This window comes from Sorangium sp. So ce295 (assembly GCF_051527405.1).
GTDB classification, from domain to species: domain Bacteria; phylum Myxococcota_A; class Polyangia; order Polyangiales; family Polyangiaceae; genus Sorangium; species Sorangium cellulosum_B.
The window spans coordinates 6,187,790-6,205,997 of record NZ_CP150324.1 but is presented as its reverse complement, the minus strand read 5'-3'; the positions used below and the strand labels follow the sequence as shown (position 1 = coordinate 6,205,997).

The window sequence follows — 18,208 nt, the reverse complement described above, 5'->3', positions numbered from 1 at the left end:
GGAGAATCAGGGCAGCCTTCCGGCCGCATTTCGGCCAGAATTGCCGTCGAGGGCGGGCAGGGCCTGCGCTTTGCAGAGCGCGTTCGACCCAGAGAGCCAGGAGGGTACGCAAGTGTCCGTAGCAGCCAGCCAGAACAGCCAGAGCTCGTTCCACTCGGAGCCGCCGCCGCCGGTGTCGATCCCCGGCCTGCGGGCGAAGATCACGAACGAGAAGCTCAGGCAATGGATCGCCGAGGTCGTCGCGCTGTGCCAGCCGGACAACGTGCACGTGTGCGACGGCTCGAAGGAGGAGTACGACGCGCTGTGCGACCAGATGGTCAAGGCGGGCACGCTCATCCGTCTGAACCCGGAGAAGCGCCCGGACAGCTACCTCGCGCGCTCGGACCCGAGCGACGTCGCGCGGGTCGAGGACCGCACGTTCATCTGTAGCCGGCGAAAGCAGGACGCCGGCCCCACCAACAACTGGGCCGAGCCGCAGGAGATGAAGGGCACGCTGCGCCGGCTCTTCGCCGGGTCGATGCGGGGCCGCACGCTCTACGTCATCCCGTTCAGCATGGGCCCGGTCGGCTCGCCTTACGCGCACATCGGCGTGGAGCTCAGCGACTCGCCGTACGTCGCCGCGAGCATGCGCATCATGACGCGCATGGGGCGCAAGGTGCTCGAGGCGCTCGGAGACGGCGATTTCGTCCCCTGCCTGCACTCGGTCGGCATGCCCCTCGCCCCGGGACAGGCCGACGTGCCGTGGCCGTGCAACGCGGAGCACAAGTACATCGTCCACTTCCCGGGAGAGCGGCTGATCTGGTCGTACGGGAGCGGCTATGGCGGCAATGCGCTGCTCGGCAAGAAGTGCTTCGCGCTGCGCATCGCCTCGGTCCTCGGCAGGGAGCAGGGGTGGCTCGCGGAGCACATGCTGATCCTGGGGGTCGAGTCGCCGAAGGGCGAGAAGACGTATGTGGCCGCGGCCTTCCCGAGCGCCTGCGGCAAGACGAACTTCGCCATGCTCATCCCGCCGAAGGCGTTCGCGGGCTGGAAGATCACGACGGTGGGCGACGACATCGCCTGGATGAAGCCCGGGCGGGACGGGCAGCTCTATGCGATCAACCCCGAGGCGGGCTATTTCGGCGTGGCCCCGGGGACGTCGGACAAGTCGAACGCGAACGCGATGGCGACCATCCGGAAGGGGACGATCTTCACCAACGTGGGGCTCACGCCCGACGGCGACGTCTGGTGGGAAGGGATGACCGACGAGCCGCCGCCGGAGCTCATCGACTGGCAGGGGAAGCACTGGACCCCGGACTGCGGCCGCAAGGCGGCCCACCCGAACGCGCGCTTCACGACGCCTGCGTCGCAGTGTCCGTCGATCGATCCGCGCTGGGACGACCCGAACGGGGTGCCCATCAGCGCGATCGTCTTCGGCGGGCGGCGCGCGACGACGGTGCCCCTCGTGGTCCAGTCGTTCAACTGGAGCTTCGGCGTCTACACGGCAGCGACCATCGGCTCGGAGATGACGGCGGCGGCCGCCGGCAACATCGGCCAGGTGCGCCGCGACCCGATGGCGATGCTGCCCTTCTGCGGCTACCACATGGGCGATTACTTCAATCACTGGCTGCAGATGGGGCGCCAGATCGTCAATCCGCCCCGCATCTTCTCGGTGAACTGGTTCCGCAAGGACGACCAGGGCAACTTCCTCTGGCCGGGCTTCGGGGAGAACATGCGCGTCCTCAAGTGGATCGTCGACCGCGTGCACGGCCGCGGCTTCGCGGAGGAGAGCCCGCTCGGCTGGATGCCGCGCTACGAAGACATCGAGTGGCGGGGCATGGACCGCTTCTCGAAGGAGCAATTCTACCAGCTGATGGCCGTCGACCGCGAGGCGTGGAAGGTCGAGTTCGGCTCGCACGGGGAGCTCTTCGAGCGGCTCTACGACCGGCTGCCCAAGGAGATCCTGCTGATGCGCGAGCTGCTCCTGTCGCAGCTCTGGCGCTCGCCGGAGCGGTGGGAGCTCGCGCCCGAGCGTTACCTCGAGGAGCACGAAGGCGACGACGCGGTCGACGAGCCCGGCGCGTAGAGGCCTCCCCGGGTGAGGGCGCCCGCGCGGCGCGGCACACGGCGGCGCGGGCGGCTCCCCCGCGTCGGCGCCCAACGAGCACGAGGCTGGCGGCCGCTCACGCCGCTCGGCGGCATGACGAGGCGGGTCGCGCGGACTCGACCGCGCCCGAGTCGACAGCTGCCCCCATGTCCTGCTAGACCGCCAGGATCCAGCGCTCCACGGCGGGCCTTCCGCATGGGGCTCGCCATGGACGTGAGCGCTCCCTCCTACCTGGTCACCGCGACGCTTCACGAGGGCCAGCGGACCCGCCTGCTGCGCGCGGTCCGGAGCGCCGATGGCCGCCCGGTGGTCCTGAAGGTCCTCGACCCGAGGCGCAGCCGCCCGAAGGACGTCGAGCGGCTGAAGCACGAGTACGCGATCGGTAAGCTGCTGGACCACGAGGCCGTCGTGGCGCCGCTCGCCCTCGAGACGCACGAGGGGCTGCCGGCGCTGGTCCTGGAGGACTTCGGCGGCGAGCCGCTCGACCACCTCATCGGCGCGCCGATGGCCGTCGAGAGGTTCCTCGAGCTCGCGGTCCGCATCGCGGCCTGCGTGGCGGCGATCCACGAGCGGGACATCCTCCACAAGGATCTCAAGCCGCAGAACATCCTCGTCAACACGGCCACCGGCCAGGTCAAGCTCGCCGACTTCGGCCTCGCGTCCCGCTCCTCCCGCGAGCTGCCGCCGGCAGGGCCTGCGCGGCTCGTCGAGGGGTCATTGCCGTACCTGTCTCCTGAGCAGACGGGGCGAATGAACCGGGGGATCGACGGCCGCGCCGACCTCTATGCGCTCGGCGTGACGTTCCACGAGATGCTCACCGGGCGGCTGCCGTTCGAGGCGAAGGACCCGCTGGAGTGGGTGCATTGCCACGTCGCGCGCCTCCCGCCGGCGCCCTCGACGCTGGTGCCCGAGCTGCCCGAGGTGCTCTCGACGCTGGTCCTGAAGCTCCTGGCCAAGATGCCCGAGGATCGCTATCAGACCGCCCGCGGCCTCAAGCACGACCTCGAGCGGTGCCTCTCGCAGCTGCGGGCCACTGACCAGATCGCGCCGTTTCCCCTGGGCGAGCGCGACGTCTCCGGTCGCTTCCAGATCCCCCGGAAGCTCTACGGCCGCGAGAGCGACGCGGCCGCGCTGCTCTGCGCGTTTGACCGCGTGGTGGCCACGGGCTCCCCCGAGCTCGTCGTGGTCTCCGGCTACTCCGGCATCGGCAAGTCGTCGCTGGTGCACGAGCTCTACAGGCCGATCGTCCGGGAACGAGCGCTCTTCCTCTCGGGGAAGTTCGACCAGTACAGGCGCGACATCCCCTATTCCACGCTGGTCCAGGCGTTCCGGGAGCTCGTGCTCGAGATCCTCGCCGAGAGCGAGGAGCGGATCGCGGTCTTCCGGCGGCGATTGCTCGGCGCGCTCGGGAGCAACGGGCAGCTCATCGTGGACGTGATTCCCCACGTCGAGCTCGTCATCGGCCGGCAACCGCCTGTCCCCGAGCTCCCGCCGGCCGAGGCGCAGAACCGGTTCCGGGTCGTGTTGCGGCACTTCATCGGGGTGTTCGCCCGGAAGGAGCACCCCCTCGCGATCTTCCTCGACGATCTCCAGTGGACCGATTCGGCCAGCCTCGGGCTCCTTCGCGATCTGTTGACGCACCCCGAGACGCATCATCTCCTCGTCATCGGCGCGTACCGAGACAACGAGGTGAGCCCCTCGCACCCGCTCATGGTGGCGATCGAAGAGGTCCGGAAGGAGGGCGCGCGCATCTCCGACATCGCGCTGGGCCCGCTCTCCCGGGAGCACCTCGCCGCGCTCGCCAGCGACGCGCTCCACTGCAGCCGCGAGGACGCCGCGCCGCTCTCGGACCTCGTCCACGAGAAGACGGGCGGCAACCCCTTCTTCGCGATCCAGTTCCTCTCCGCGCTGCACGAGGAGCGGCTGATCGCGTTCGACGAGGACGCCGAGGCCTTCCGGTGGGATGTGGCGAGGATCCGCGGAAAGGGCTTCACCGACAACGTCGTCGACCTGATGGTCGGCAAGCTCGCGCGGCTCTCTCCGAGCGCGCAGAGGGCGCTGCAGCAGCTCGCCTGTCTGGGGAACACCGCGGAGGTCGCCCTCCTCGCGATGGTCCGCGGCCGCACGGAGCAGGACGCGCACGCGGACCTCCGGGAGGCCGTCTCCGCGGGGCTCGTCCAGCGCCTCCCCGGCTCGTACAAGTTCATCCATGATCGGGTGCAGGAGGCGGCCTATTCGCTCATCCCCGAAGGCGAGCGGGCTGAGGCGCACCTCGCGATAGGCAGGCTGCTCGCCGCGCGCACGGCGCCGGAGGAGCTCGAGGAGAAGATCTTCGAGATCGTCAATCAGCTCGACCGCGGCGCTCCGCTGATCACGTCACGGGAGGAGCGAGAGCGAGGCGCCAGGCTCAACCTCGTCGCCGGCAGGCGCGCCATGGCGTCGGCGGCCTTCGCCTCGGCGCTCACCTACCTCGTCGCCGGCGCGGCGTTCCTGGAGCCGGAAGACGACCGCTGGGAGCGGCAGTACGAGCTCGCCTTCGCGCTCGAGCTGCGCCGCGCAGAGTGCGAGTACCTGACGGGGGAGCTCGGCGCGGCGGAGGAGCGGCTCTCGACGCTCTCGCGCCGCGCAGGGAGCCTGGTCGACGCGGCGGCGGTCGCGTGTGTGCGGGTGGACCTCTACACGACGCTGGATCGGAGCGAGCTCGCCGTCGAGATCTGCCTCGAGGTCCTGGGGCGTCTCGGCGTCGCGTGGTCGCCTCACCCGACGCAGGACGAGGTTCAAAAGGAGTACGAGCGGATGTGGGCTCAGCTCGGGCGCCGGCCGATCGAGGCGCTCGTGGGCTTGCCGCCGATGACCGATCCGGTGATTCGCGCGATCATGGACATCCTCACCTGGGGCCAGGCGCCGGCCTTGTTCACCGACCAGAGGCTGCACAGCCTCGTCGTCGGTCGCATGGTGAACCTGAGCCTCGAGCACGGCAACAGCGACGGATCGTGCTTCGGCTATGTCCATGTCGGCGTGGTCCTCGGCTCGCGCTTCGGCGACTACCGCGCGGGCTACCGCTTCGGCAAGCTCGGCCTCGATCTGGTGGACAAACACGGGCTCGGCCGCTTCAAGGCCCGCGTCTACCTGGACTTCGGAGTGCTGGTCAATCCGTGGACGAGGCACGTGCGCACCAGCATCGAGCTCCTGCGGCGCGTCTTCGACATGGCGAGCGAGACCGGCGATCTCACCTTCGCAGCCTTCGCCCGCAACGCCTCTCTCGTGCTGCTGATCGCCAAGGCGGAGCCGCTCGGGGACGTGCAGCGCGAAGCCGAGAGCGCGCTCGCTTTCGTACGGAAGGCGAGGTTCGGCCTCATCATCGATTGTGTCATCGCGCAGCTGCAGCTCATCCGGTGCCTCCGCGGTTTGACGCCCAGCTTCTCCTCCTTCAATGACGTGAGCTTCGACGAGGCCAGGTTCGAGCAGCACCTGGAGAGCGATCCGCGGCTCTCGGTGGCCGCCACCTGGTACTGGATCTGCAGGCTCCAGGCGCACTTCCACGCCGGCGATTACGCTGCTGCCCTGGCCGTGGCGACGAAGGTAGAGCGGCTCCTCTGGGCGGTGCAGTCGTTCTTCTATGTGACCGACTACCATTTCTATGGCGCGCTCGCGCGGGCGGCGCGCTGCGAGGTGGCGCCCGCGTCGCCCGAGTCGAACGACGAGCGGCGCCGGCACCTCGCGGCGCTCGCCGCCCACCACGCGCAGCTCGAGGTCTGGGCTTCGAGCTGCCCCGAGAACTTCGGCGGCCGCGCCGCGCTGATCGGCGCCGAGATCGCGCGCCTCGAGGGCCGGGCGCTCGACGCCGAGCTCCTCTACGAAGCGGCGATCCGCGCTGCGCGCGAGAACGGCTTCGTCCACGGCGAGGCGCTCGCGTACGAGGTCGCGTCGAGGTTCTACCGGGCGCGGGGGTTCGATCTGGTCGCGGACACGTACCTGCGCGAGGCCCGCGCCTGCTACACCCGCTGGGGGGCGGACGGCAAGGTCAAGCAGATCGACCAGCAGAATCCCCGCCTCTGGGATACGAGGCCGCTCGCCCAGGCCGCCACCTTCGCGGCGCGGTCCGAGGAGCTCGACCTGCTCTCGGTGATCAAGGCATCACAGACAATCTCCGGCGAAATCGTCCTCGACCAGCTCCTGCGCACGCTGCTCACGTCCGTCCTCGAGCAGGGGGGCGCGCAGCGCGCTTGCCTCCTACTGTGTCAGGACTCGCGCCTCGCCATCGAAGCGGAGGCGACGCTCGACGAGCGGGGCGCCTCGACGGCGATCCGGCCGGGTCCGGCGGAGGGCTCTTCGCCCCGCATTCCCATGTCGCTCGTCCGCTACGTCCACTGGACGAAGGAGCGCGTCATCCTCCACGACGCGGCGGCCGACGCGGGCAAGTTCTCCGGAGACGAGTACTTCGCGCGGAATCGGCCCAGATCGCTCCTCTGCGTGCCCGTCCTGAGGCAGGCCGAGGTGGCGGTTTTGCTCTACCTCGAGAACAACCTGCTCGCGGGCGCGTTCACGCAGGAGAGGCTCACCGCGCTCTCGCTCCTCGCCACACAGGCGGCGATCTCGCTGGAGAACGCGCGGCTCCTCGCCAAGGAGCAATGCGCGCGGACCGCGGCCGAGGCGGCGGAGCGGCGCGCAGCCTTCCTGGCCGAAGCCGGGGAGATCATCTCCGCGTCGCTCGATCACGGAGAGGTGCTGTCCCGCCTCGCGCGGCTGTCGGTGCGATCGTTCTGCGACTGGTGCGTCATCGACTTTGCAGAAGGCGGGGACGCCCGGCGAGCTTTCTGGGCCCACAGCGACCCCGCGAAGGAGCCTTTGCTCGAGGAGCTGCGACGGCGATACCCTGCTGACCGGCACTCGCCCCACCCGTCGGCCCGTGCCTTTCGGGACGGGGGGCCCCTCCTGCTCCCCGAGATCTCCGACGAAATCATCCGGAGGCACGCCGAGGACGACGGGCACGCGAGGCTCATCCGCGAGCTCGGGACGCGGAGCTCCGTCATCGTGCCGCTCGTGGCGCGGGGACAGACGATCGGGATGCTGACCGTCGTCTCGTCCGCGCCGGAGCGCCGCTACGGGGACGCCGATCTCGCGCTCGTGCAGGAGGTGGCGCGCCGGGCCGCGATAGCGATCGACAACGCCCGGCTCTACAGCGCCGCGCAGGAGGCGGTGCGCATGCGGGACGAGTTCCTGACCGTGGCGACGCACGAGCTCAACACGCCGATGACGTCGCTCACGCTCACGCTCGAGGCCATGGAACGGGCCCTCCGATCGGGTCGAACCTGGGATCCGCAGGCCATGGGCCGGCAGGTCGACCGCGCGCTGCGGCAGGCGGCGCGGCTGACCCGCCTGAACAGCGAGCTGCTCGACGTCTCGCGGATCAACGCGGCTCGGCTGAGGCTCGATGTGGCGGAGGTCGACCTCGGGGAGGTCGTCCGCGACGTGCTCGCGCGGTTCAAGCTGGATCAGGCGCGCGCCGGGTGCTCGGTGTCGCTGCGGGAGTGCGGCCGGGTCGTGGGCCTCTGGGATGGTTCCCGCGTGGACCAGATCGTCTCGAACCTGCTCGCCAACGCGATCAAGTTCGGGGCGGGCAACCCTGTGGAGATCTCCCTCGGCGAGGAGGCGGGGACGGCGCGGCTCTCGGTGCGGGATCACGGGATCGGGATCGACCCGGCGCGCCAGGGGCAGATCTTCGAGCGGTTCGAGCGGGCCGTATCGGACAGGCACTACGGCGGGCTGGGGCTCGGCCTGTACATCAGCCGCAGGATCGCGGAGGCGCACGGCGGCTCGATCCATGTCGAGAGCGCGCTCGGCGCGGGAGCGACGTTCGTCGTCGAGCTGCCTCGGGCCGGGCCGCCGCCCGGGGCCGGGCCGCGCGCCCAGCCGGACTGAGCGGCGCTGCCGGGGGCCCTCACGCCGGCTCGTCGCGCTCGGGGTCGATGTGCACGAGCACCTCTGCGTCGGGCTCGATGGCGAGGATGGCGTCGCGCGCGCGGTCGCTGGTCGCGTGCGCGCGCGCGAGGGGGAGGTCGCCCGGGAGCTCGATGTGCACCTCCACGAACAGCGTGCGCCCGGCGATCCGCGTGCGCAGCCTGTGGTGGCCGAGGAGCTCGCCGCGCGCGCGCATGGCGTCGAGCGTGTCCGCGATGGCGCCGACGCGCTCCTCCGGGGCGCTCGTGTCGATGAGGTCGCGCACGCCGAGCCGGAGGAGGGTCCCCGCGGACGTGAGGATGTAGACGGCGACCGCGACCGAGAGGACGCCGTCGATGCGGGAGAAGCCCGTCGCGTAGGTGAGGGCGACGCCGGCGAGGACGGCGAGGTTCGCGGCGATGTCGGTGCGGTAGTGGACGGCGTCGGCCTGGATGGCGCTCGAGCCGGTGCGCGCGGCGACCCGGCCGAGGTAGGCCACGAGCGCCGCGGTGATGAGCGCGGCGGCGGCCATCGCGCCGAGCGTGACGGCGGCGAGGCGGAGCGGCTCGGGCGCGAGCAGCCGCCGGATCCCCTCGATGAGCAGGTAGACCCCCGAGCCGCCGATGAGCAGGCCCTGACCGGCGGTCGCGAGCGTCTCGATCTTCGCGTGGCCGAACGGGTGCGAGCGGTCGGGCGCGGCGTGGGCCAGCTGGATGGCGAGGGCGTTGGCCGAGGAGGCGAACAGGTCCGTGAGCGAGTCGACGGCGCTCGCGGTCACGGCCATCGACTGGCCGAGCTGGCCGGCGATGAGCTTGCCGAGGGCGAGGCCGCCGGCGGTCAGCGCCGCGATGCGCCCGGCGCGCAGCGCGGCGCGGGCGCGGTCGGCGGGGTCGAGGCGGCGCTCGGCGGAGGGAGCGGCGCCGCGATCGACGGCGCGGGCGGCGGGCGCAACGCCGGGGTCAGGGCGGGCGGCGGGGTCGGCGCGGGCGGACGGGTTGGGGCGGGCAGCGCGGGCGGCAGGACGTGGTCCGCTCATGGCCGGGAGGCTACCCCGCGACGCCCTTGCCCGTCATGCGCGTGGTGGTCAGGATCACCCGAGCGGGTACACCGCCACCTCGCACGCGCCCCGACCGCGAGATCGTCGAACGGATGGCCCCGCGGCCCTGGCGGAGACGGCGGAGTACAAGCCGCCGAACGAGCTCATCGACTGCCTCGCTCATGGGCTGTCTCACAAGGACACCGGCAGCTCCCGCGCGCGGGCCCGAAGGCGCTTGCGACGGAGAGGTCGCTCTCGATAGGTATGCCCAGACGCCTCCTGCGGCGCTCCGGGGGGATCTGGGTGGCAGGGGGGGTGGGGGAGATCCGATGACCAAGACACTCAAGAGACCCATCGAGACCCGGACCGGCATCCGCGTCGTGCAGGACGGCGACGTCGTGGAGACGTTCAACGTCGTTGGCGAGCGCATCCACCGCATCGAGAAGCCTGGCCGCATCCCCGGTGTCTTCGTGGCGCGCTGGTATGGCACGCCGCTCGACGAGGAGATGAAGGAGATCATCGGCGGTCATTTCTACGAGGTCTTCCTGGAGTGCGGGGGCCCGCTGTGCCTCATCGACATACGCGACTGCAAGGCGAGCTGGGACGGCATCAACGACTGGCAGCGAGACGAGATCATGCCGAAGGCCTACGCGGCCGGGCTGAAGCGGGTCGCGACGCTCCTGCCCACGGCAGCCGCGGAAGGCGCGGAGCAGGTCGTCGAGAACCACGAGTTCGCCGCCAGCCGGTTCGCGGAGGACGACGCGCGCATCGCCGCGTTCTTCTCCGAGGAGGAGGCGCTGGCCTGGCTGCGCAGGGCCCACCCGCCGGGGGCGGCGTGAGCGCGGAGCCCGCGCGCGAGGCTCCGGCATGACCGAGCGCGACACGCCGGGGGAGGGCGCGGCGCTCGAGGCCTTGCGGGGCGTGCTCGACGCGATCCGCGACGGCGTCCTCGTCTACAGCGGAACGGGCGATGTGGCGTTCGCGAACGCGCGGATCCGGGAGCTGCTCGGGGACGGCCTCGCCGGGCCGGAGGCGCTGGCGATGCGCGGGGGGGCGCTGGCGAGCGGGCACCCGCTCGAGCCGCTCGGGCGGGCGTGGCCGGACGTGCTCGGCGGCGCGCGCAAGCGGTTCACCTGCCGCGCCGCGCGCGAGGACGGCCGCGCGGTCGACCTCGAGGTGCTCGCGTGCAAGGTGAGCGCCGCGGGTGAGGAGCTGATCCTCGTCGAGCTGCGCGATGTGACGCGAGAGAAGCAGGCCGAGCGGGCGCTCCTCGAGAGCAAGCGGCAGGCCGAGGGCGCGGTCCTCGTGCGCACCGAGGAGCTGCAGAGGAAGATTCGCCTCGTCGAGGAGCAGGAGCGGGCGCTGCTCGAGCTCTCCACGCCGGTGATCCAGGTCTGGGAAGGCGTGCTCGTCCTGCCGCTCGTCGGCACCATCGACCACCGGCGATCGTCGCTCATCCTGGAGAGCCTGCTCGGCAGCGTCGTGGAGACCTCGTCGGACCGCGTGATCCTCGACGTGACGGGCGTGTCGGTCACGGACGAGGTCGTCTCGAGCTACCTTCTCAAGGCCGTCCGGGCGGCGCGGCTGCTCGGCGCGGCGTGCTCGTTCGTGGGCATCTCGCCGGCCATGGCGCAGGCGCTCACGCGGCTCGGGCTCGACTGGTCGGGCGTTGAGACCTTCCGGGACCTGCGGGCGGGCCTGAAGGCCGCGATCGCTGACCGGCAGCGTGCCCCGGCCGCAGCGCGGCGCGCAGCGAAGCCCGCCTGATCGCCGCGGCGAGCGCTCGCGAAGGCAGCGGCCCGCATGCAGGTCCCTGCTCGTCGGGGCCCGCGACGTGCACCGCGGAACTGCCGGGCCTGACCCGTGGTACCTATCGATAGAGGGGGTGCCGGGGTGGCACGATCGTGGGAGGCCGTGACAGAGAATGCGGTCCCCGGCGGGCGTCATGGGCTCACGCCGGTCGTGTGGCTGCGTCGTCTCGGCGAGGCGCGCGGACTCGAGCGCTCCGGCGCCGACGGCAGCCCCAAGGGGCCGCCAGGCGTCCGGGCGCCAGCGCTTCACGGAGTGCCTTCCCCATGGGGATGAGCGCCCCCTCGCCATACACGATCGTCGAGACCCTCCACGAGGGCCTGAGGACCAGCTTGCTCCGCGCGGTCCGGCGCTCCGATGGCCGCTCGGTGATCTTGAAGATCATCGACCCGAAGCGCAGCCGCCCGCAGGACGTCGAGCGCCTGAAGAACGAGTACGCGATCGGCAAGATGCTGAATCACGAGGCCATCGTGAAGCCGCTCGCCCTCGAGACCTACGAGGGGCTGCCAGCGCTCGTCCTGGAGGATTTCGGCGGCGAGTCGCTCGATCACTTCATCGGCGCGCCGATGCCAGCCGAGCGGTTCCTGGAGCTCGCGGTCCGCATCGTGGCCGGCGTGGCGGCGCTCCACGAGCGGGGCATCCTCCACAAGGATCTCAAGCCCCAGAACATCCTCGTCAACGCGGCCACCGGCCAGGTCAAGCTCGCCGACTTCGGCCTCGCGTCCCGCCTCTCCCGCGAGCCGCCGCCGGCGGGGCCTCCCCGGCTCATCGAGGGCTCGTTGCCCTACCTGTCTCCGGAGCAGACAGGGCGCATGAACCGGGCGATCGACAGCCGCGCCGACCTCTATGCGCTCGGCGTCACTTTCTACGAGATGCTCACCGGGCGCCTGCCGTTCGAGGCGCGGGACCCACCGGAGTGGGTGCACTGCCATGTCGCCCGCGAGCCGCGGCCGCCCTCCGCGTTCGTCCCGGAGTTGCCCGAGATCCTCTCCGCGATCGTCCTGAAGCTCCTGGCCAAGATGGCGGAGGATCGCTACCAGACCGCGAGCAGCCTTCAGCATGACCTCGAGCGGTGCCTGGCCGAGCTCCGGGCCAATGGCAGGCTCGATCCGTTCCCCCTGGCCGAGCGCGACGTCTCAGGCCGCTTCCAGATCGCTCAGAGGCTCTATGGCCGCGAGGACGAGGTCGCCGCGCTGCTGTCCGCGTTCGAGCGCGTGGTCGGCACCGGAGCCCCGGAGATCGTCCTGGTCTCTGGTTATTCCGGGATCGGCAAGTCTGCGCTGGTGAGCGAGCTGCACAAGCCGATCGTCCGCGAGCGGGGATTCTTCCTCTCGGGGAAGTTCGACCAGCACAAGCGCGATATCCCGTACTCGACGATCGTCCAGGCCTTCCGGGAGCTGGCGCTCGAGCTCCTCGCCGAGAGCGAGGAGCGGCTCGCGGTCGTCCGGGAGCGGCTGCTCGCCGCCCTCGGGGTCAACGGACAGCTCATCGTGGACGTGATCCCGCAGGTCGAGCTCGTCATCGGGCGGCAGCCGCCGGTCGCCGCGCTGCCGCCGGCCGAGGCGCAGAGCCGGTTCCGCGTCGTGTTCCGGCGCTTCATCGGGGTATTCACCCGGAAGGAGCACCCCCTCGCGCTCTTTCTCGACGATCTCCAGTGGGCCGATCCCGCGAGCCTCAGGCTCCTCGACGACCTGATGACGCACCCCGAGACGCGGTGTCTGCTCGTCATCGGTGCCTACCGCGACAACGAGGTGACCCGCTCCCACCCGCTGACGCTGGCGCTCGATCAGATGAGGAAGGGGGGCGCGAGCGTCCGGGAGATCGTGCTTGGCCCGCTCTCCCGCGAGCACCTCGCCGCGCTCGTCAGCGACACGCTCCACTGCCGCCGCGAGGACGCCGCGCCGCTCTCGGATCTCGTCCACGAGAAGACGGCCGGCAATCCCTTCTTTGCGATCCAGTTTCTCATGGCGCTCCACGAGGAGCGCCTGATCGAGTTCGACGTCTACGCAGAGGCCTGGCGGTGGGACGTCACGAAGATCCGCGCCAAGGGCTTCACCGACAACGTGGTGGCCCTGATGGTCGGGAAGCTCATGCGGCTCCCTGCCAGCACCCAGGAGGTATTGAAGCAGCTCGCCTGTCTGGGACACGCCGCAGAGGTCGCGCTCCTGTCGATGGTCCATGGCCGCTCGGAGGGGGTGTTGCACGCGGTCCTCCGGGAGGCCGTCCGCGCAGGGCTCGTCGTCCGCACGGACGGCGCGTACAAGTTTCTCCACGACCGTGTCCAGGAGGCGGCCTATTCGCTCATCCCGGAGGACGAGCGCGCGGTGATGCACCTCGGGATCGGCCGTCTGCTCTCGTCGCGGACGCCGCCCGAGGAGATCGAAGAAAAGATCTTCGAGATCGTGAACCAGCTCAACCGCGGCGCCGCGCTGATCACGGCGCGGGAAGAGCGCGAGCGCGTGGCCGAGCTCAACCTCGTGGCGGGCGAGCGCGCCAGGAGAGCCACGGCCTACGCCTCGGCGCTGAGCTATCTCACGGTCGCCGCCGAGCTTCTCAGAGGTGAGGGCTGGGACACGCGGTACGAGCTCGCCTTCGCGATCGAGCTCCACCTGGCCGAGTGCGAGATCGTCACCGGCGCCCCGGCGGCGGAGGAGCGGCTCTCCGCGCTCTGGCGCCGCGCGCGGGACCTCGTCGAGGCGGCCGCCGTCGCGCGCAAGCGCGTTGAGCTCTTCACGACCCTGAACTGGAGCGACCGCGCTGTCGGCGCGTGCCTTGAATACCTCCGGCGCGTCGGCGTTGCGTGGTCGCCGCACCCGACGGACGAGGAGGTCCAGCGGGAATACGAGGGGCTATGGGAGCGGCTCGGGAGCCGCTCGATCGAGGAGCTCATCGACCTGCCCCCGATGACCGATCCGGCCTCGCGGGCGACCGTGGACGTCCTCACGTCGACCATAGCGCCAGCGCTCTTCACCGATGCCAACCTGCTCGCCCTCATCCTGGGTCGCGCCGTGAACCTCGGCATCGCGTATGGCAACAGCGACGCCTCGTCCTTCGCCTACGTCTACCTCAGCACGTGCCTCGGCCCGCGCTTCGGCGACTACCAGGCGGCGTACCGCTTCGGCAAGCTGGGCTTCGATCTGGTGGAGAAGCACGGGCTGCTCCGCTTCAAGGCCCGCGTCTACGCGACCTTCGCGTTCATGGTCCTGCCCTGGACGAGGCACCTGCACGCCAGCGTCGAGCTCATGCGGCGCGCCCGCGACGTGGCGCAGGAGACCGGCGACCTCGCGTATGTGGCCTATACCGGCAGCTCCCTGGTCTCGCTGCTGCTCTCGGGCGGCGATCCGCTCGACGAGGCGCAGCGCGAAGCCGAGAGAGAGCTCGAGTTCGCGCGGAGGGCGAGGTTCCATCTCATCGTCGACATCTACACCGGAAACCGGCGGCTCATCCGGACGCTCCGGGGCCTCTCGTCGGACTTCTCCACCTTCAACGACGCGGAGTTCGACGAGGGCCGGTTCGAGCAGCACGTCATGAGCGATCCCACCCTGACGGTCGCCGCCTGCTGGTACTGGATCCGGAAGCTGCAAGCGCGCTTCTACGCGGGCGACCACGCCTCCGCCATTGAGGCGGCGTCGAGGGCAGAGCAGCTCCTCCCGTCGTCGTCAGCGTTCTTCGAGGCGGCGGAGTACCATTTCTATGGCGCGCTCGCGCGGGCGGCTCACCACGACGCGGCGACCAGCGACGAGCGGCCCCGGCACCTCAATGCCATCGTCGCCCACCACCACCAGCTCGAGCGATGGGCGACGAATTGCCCCGAGAACTTCGGGAACCGAGCGGCGCTGATCGCCGCCGAGATCGCGCGCATCGAGGGCCGGCTCCTCGACGCCGAGCGCCTCTACGAAGAGGCCATCCGCTCGGCGCGCGATAGCGGCTTCGTCCACAACGAGGCGGTCGCCTGCGAGGTCGCGTCTCGGTTCTACCGATCACACGGGTTCGACAGGTTCGCCGACACCTACCTCGGCGACGCGCGGACCTGCTATGCCCGCTGGGGCGCCCGCGGCAAGGTGACGCAGATCGACGGGCAGAACCCGCGCCTCCGCGAGCCGGGGCCCAGCCCGTTCACGGCCACCTTCGCGGCTCGGCCCGAGCAAATCGACCTGCTCTCGGTGACCAAGGCCTCACAGGCCATCTCGGGCGAGATCATCCTCGACAGGCTCCTGCGCACGCTGCTCGAGGTCGTGCTCGAGCAGGGCGGCGCGCAGAGGGCCTGCATCCTCCTGAGTCAGGACGGAAGGCTCTCGATCGAAGCGGAGGCCGCGATCGAGGAAGGAGGGGCGGTGGTGAGCACCCTCGAGTCGGGGCCGGTGGATTCCTCGCAGCGTCTCCCCTCGTCGCTCGTCGACTACGTGTGGCGGACCGAGGAGCGTGTCATCCTGCACGACGCGGCCGCCGATGCGGGCAGGTTCTCCGGCGACGCCTACTTCGCGCGGAATCGGCCCAAATCGCTCCTCTGCATGCCCATCCTGAGGCGGGCCGAGGTGGTGGGCCTGCTCTTCCTCGAGAACAACCTCCTCGCGGGCGCGTTCACGCCGGAACGGCTCACCGCCCTCTCGCTCCTCGCCTCGCAGGCGGCGATCTCCCTGGAGAACGCGCGGCTCCTCTCGAAGGAGCAGTCCGCGCGGACCGCGGCAGAGATGGCCGTGCGGCGCGCGGCCTTCCTGGCCGAGGCCGGGGAGATCCTCTCCGGGTCGCTCGATGATGGGGAGACGCTGTCGCGGCTCGCTCGGCTGTCGGTGCGATCGTTCTGCGACTGGTGCATCATCGACGTCGTGGAAGGTGGAGCGACCCGGCCCGCGGCCTGGGCCCACAGAGATCCCGCGAAGGAGCCTTTGCTCGCGGAGTTACGGCGGCGATACCCTCCTGGCCGGGACTCGCCCCACCCGGCGGCCAGCGTTCTCAGGAGCTGTGAGCCGCTCCTGCTCCCCGAGATCTCCGACGAAGTCATCCGACGACACGCCGAGGACGACGGGCACGCGAGGCTCCTCCGCGAGCTCGGGGCACGTAGCTCCGTCGCCGTGCCGCTCGTGGCGCGGGGACAACCGCTCGGGGTGCTCAACGTCGTCTCGTCCGCGCCGGGGCGCCGCTACGGGGACGCCGATCTCGAGTTCGTCCAGGAAGTGGCGCGCCGGGCGGCGATGGCGATCGACAATTCGCGGCTCTACCGTGCTGCCCAGGAGGCCGTCCGGATGCGGGACGAGTTCCTGACCGTGGCGACGCACGAGCTCAACACGCCGATGACGTCGCTCACGCTCACGCTCGAGGCGATGGATCGGGGCATCCGGTCGGGTCGCCTCTGCGACCCGCAGGCCATGGGCAGGCAGGTCGACCGCGCGCTGCGGCAGGGAGCGCGCCTGACCCGCCTGAACAGCGAGCTCCTCGATGTCTCGCAGATCGACGCGGCTCGGCTGAGGCTCAGCGTCGCCGAGGTCGACCTCAGGGAGGTCACCCACGACGTGGTCGCGCGATTCAGGCTGGATCTGGAGCGCGCCGGGTGCTCGGTCTGGCTCCGGGACGGCGGCCGCATCGTGGGCCGCTGGGATCGCTCTCGCGTCGATCAGATCGTGACGAACCTCCTCGCCAATGCGATCAAGTTCGGCGCGGGCAAGCCCATCGAGGTCGTCCTCGGCGAGGAGGCCGGGATAGCGTGGCTCTCGGTCAGGGATCACGGGATCGGCGTCGATCCGGCGCGCCAGGAGTGGATCTTCGAGCGCTTCGAGCGCGCCGTGTCCCACCGGCACTACGGCGGGCTGGGGCTCGGCCTGTACATCAGCCGCAGGATCGCGGAGGCGCACGGCGGCTCGATCCGCGTCCAGAGCGCGCCCGGCGCCGGCGCCACGTTCATCGTGGAGCTGCCGCGCGCTGGGCCGCCGCGCACCGTCGATCCGAGCGCTCTGCCGAGCTGAGCGCCGCGTTCAGGGGGTGGGCGCGGCGCCTCCTTGCGCAGGCGGCGCCGGGCTACGCGACGGCGCGGTCCAGGTGGGCAGGCGCCCCCGCCCGCGACGGGCGGAGCTCGACCTTCACCCACCCGGCGTCTCGCCGGTCGAAGGCCTTGTAGGCGTCGATCGCCGACTCCAGGGGCGCTTTCTTGGTGAGGATCGTGGTGGGATCCACCTGGCCGGTCTGCACGAGGTCGACGAGCTTCGGGATGTACTTCCTGTGATTGCAGTTGCCCATCTGGAGGGTGAGGTTCTTGTTCATGGCCTCTCCGATGGGGAACGTGCGCGACGTCTGCGGATAGACGCCGATGACGGCGATGGTCCCCGCCTTGGCCACGCACCGGACGGCCCACTGCAGCACCTGCGACGGCCCGTCGCCGGCGCGGAAGGCGTCGCCGGTGGTCCGCGCGTTGGGGGCGATCTGCTTGACCTCGAGGTCGAACGCCTTGGCCTGCTGCTTTGCCTCCTTGTGGGCGGGGCCTTCGTGCGGGCGCTCGGCGTCGACGCCCACGGCGTCGATCGCCCGGTCCACGCCGATGCCGCCGGTGAGGCGCAGGATGGCCTCGATCGGGTCCTCGGCGGAGAAGTCGACGGTCTCGGCGCCCTGCTCGCGCGCCATCTCAAGGCGGTCGGGCACGCGATCGACGGCGAGGATGCGCCCCGCGCCCATGAGCTTGGCGCTCGCGATCGTGAACAGGCCGACGGGGCCGCAGCCGAAGATCGCGACCGTGTCGCCTGGCTTGATCTCGGCGAGCTCGGCGCCGAAGTACGCCGTCGGGAAGATGTCGGAGAGCAGGATGGCCTGGTCGTCGCTGACCCCGTTCGGCAGCTTGACGAGGCCGACGCCCGCGAAGGGGATGCGCGCGAGCTCGGCCTGCAGCCCGTCGAACGGGCCCGACATGGCGGGGCCGCCGAAGAACGCCGTGCCCGCGTGCTTGCCGTTCGGGTTCGCGTTGTCGCACTGCGCGTAGTACGCGGCGCGACAGTACGAGCAGTAGCCGCACGCGATCGTCGAGGGCACGACGACGCGATCGCCCTTCTTCAGGTTCCGCACGTCGGCGCCGAGCTCCTCGACGACGCCGACCGCCTCGTGGCCGAGGACCGTGCCCGGCACCATCCCCGGCATCGTGCCGCGGACGAAGTGGAGATCGGTCCCGCAGATGGCGCTCGCCGTGATCCGGAGGATCGCGTCGGTCGGCTCCTTGATCTTCGGCTCCTTGACGTCGTCCATCCGGATGTCGCCGACGCCGTGAAACACTACCGCCTTCATGGGTTCTCGCTTTCTCCCTCAAGGGGCGGCGCGCCGGCCGGCCGAGAGGCACAGGCCGCCGCGCTCTGCAGAGA

The 18,208-nt window shown here is 70.8% G+C and carries 7 protein-coding genes; 5 read left to right on the top strand and 2 right to left on the bottom strand.

Features of this window, described 5'->3' with window-relative positions; genetic code table 11:
• The first annotated feature begins 172 nt into the window (after window positions 1–172).
• Together WMF11_RS23395 and WMF11_RS23390 are read left to right on the top strand one after the other, a co-directional pair.
• The gene (locus tag WMF11_RS23395) at window positions 173–2,065 is read left to right on the top strand and encodes a phosphoenolpyruvate carboxykinase (GTP) (protein WP_437979334.1); all 1,893 of its coding nucleotides are present in this window, start codon (window positions 173–175) and stop codon (window positions 2,063–2,065) included.
• Window positions 2,066–2,293: 228 nt separating this feature from the next.
• Complete coding sequence (locus WMF11_RS23390) at window positions 2,294–8,008, top strand: sensor histidine kinase (RefSeq protein ID WP_437978982.1); 5,715 nt, start codon at window positions 2,294–2,296, stop codon at window positions 8,006–8,008.
• 19 nt (window positions 8,009–8,027) lie between these two features.
• On the opposite strand, the gene WMF11_RS23385 is transcribed toward WMF11_RS23390, so the two are convergent.
• Complete coding sequence (locus WMF11_RS23385) at window positions 8,028–9,062, bottom strand: cation diffusion facilitator family transporter (RefSeq protein WP_437910657.1); 1,035 nt, start codon at window positions 9,060–9,062, stop codon at window positions 8,028–8,030.
• Window positions 9,063–9,391: 329 nt separating this feature from the next.
• Here WMF11_RS23385 and WMF11_RS23380 point away from each other — a divergent pair, with 329 nt between their 5' ends.
• The 3 genes from WMF11_RS23380 to WMF11_RS23370 all read left to right on the top strand — a co-directional run bounded on the left by WMF11_RS23380 (window position 9,392) and on the right by WMF11_RS23370 (window position 16,831).
• A complete protein-coding gene (locus tag WMF11_RS23380) occupies window positions 9,392–9,901 on the top strand; it encodes a hypothetical protein (RefSeq protein ID WP_437910656.1) in 510 nt (169 codons plus the stop codon).
• A gap of 28 nt (window positions 9,902–9,929) precedes the next feature.
• The gene (locus WMF11_RS23375; RefSeq protein WP_437978981.1) at window positions 9,930–10,829 is read left to right on the top strand and encodes an STAS domain-containing protein; all 900 of its coding nucleotides are present in this window, start codon (window positions 9,930–9,932) and stop codon (window positions 10,827–10,829) included.
• 308 nt (window positions 10,830–11,137) lie between these two features.
• A complete protein-coding gene (locus WMF11_RS23370) occupies window positions 11,138–16,831 on the top strand; it encodes a sensor histidine kinase (RefSeq protein ID WP_437978980.1) in 5,694 nt (1,897 codons plus the stop codon).
• Window positions 16,832–16,883: 52 nt separating this feature from the next.
• Here WMF11_RS23370 and WMF11_RS23365 read toward each other — a convergent pair whose 3' ends face one another.
• Window positions 16,884–18,134, bottom strand: a complete 1,251-nt coding sequence (locus WMF11_RS23365) for a zinc-dependent alcohol dehydrogenase (RefSeq protein WP_437554912.1) — start codon at window positions 18,132–18,134, stop codon at window positions 16,884–16,886.
• Window positions 18,135–18,208: the final 74 nt, after the last annotated feature.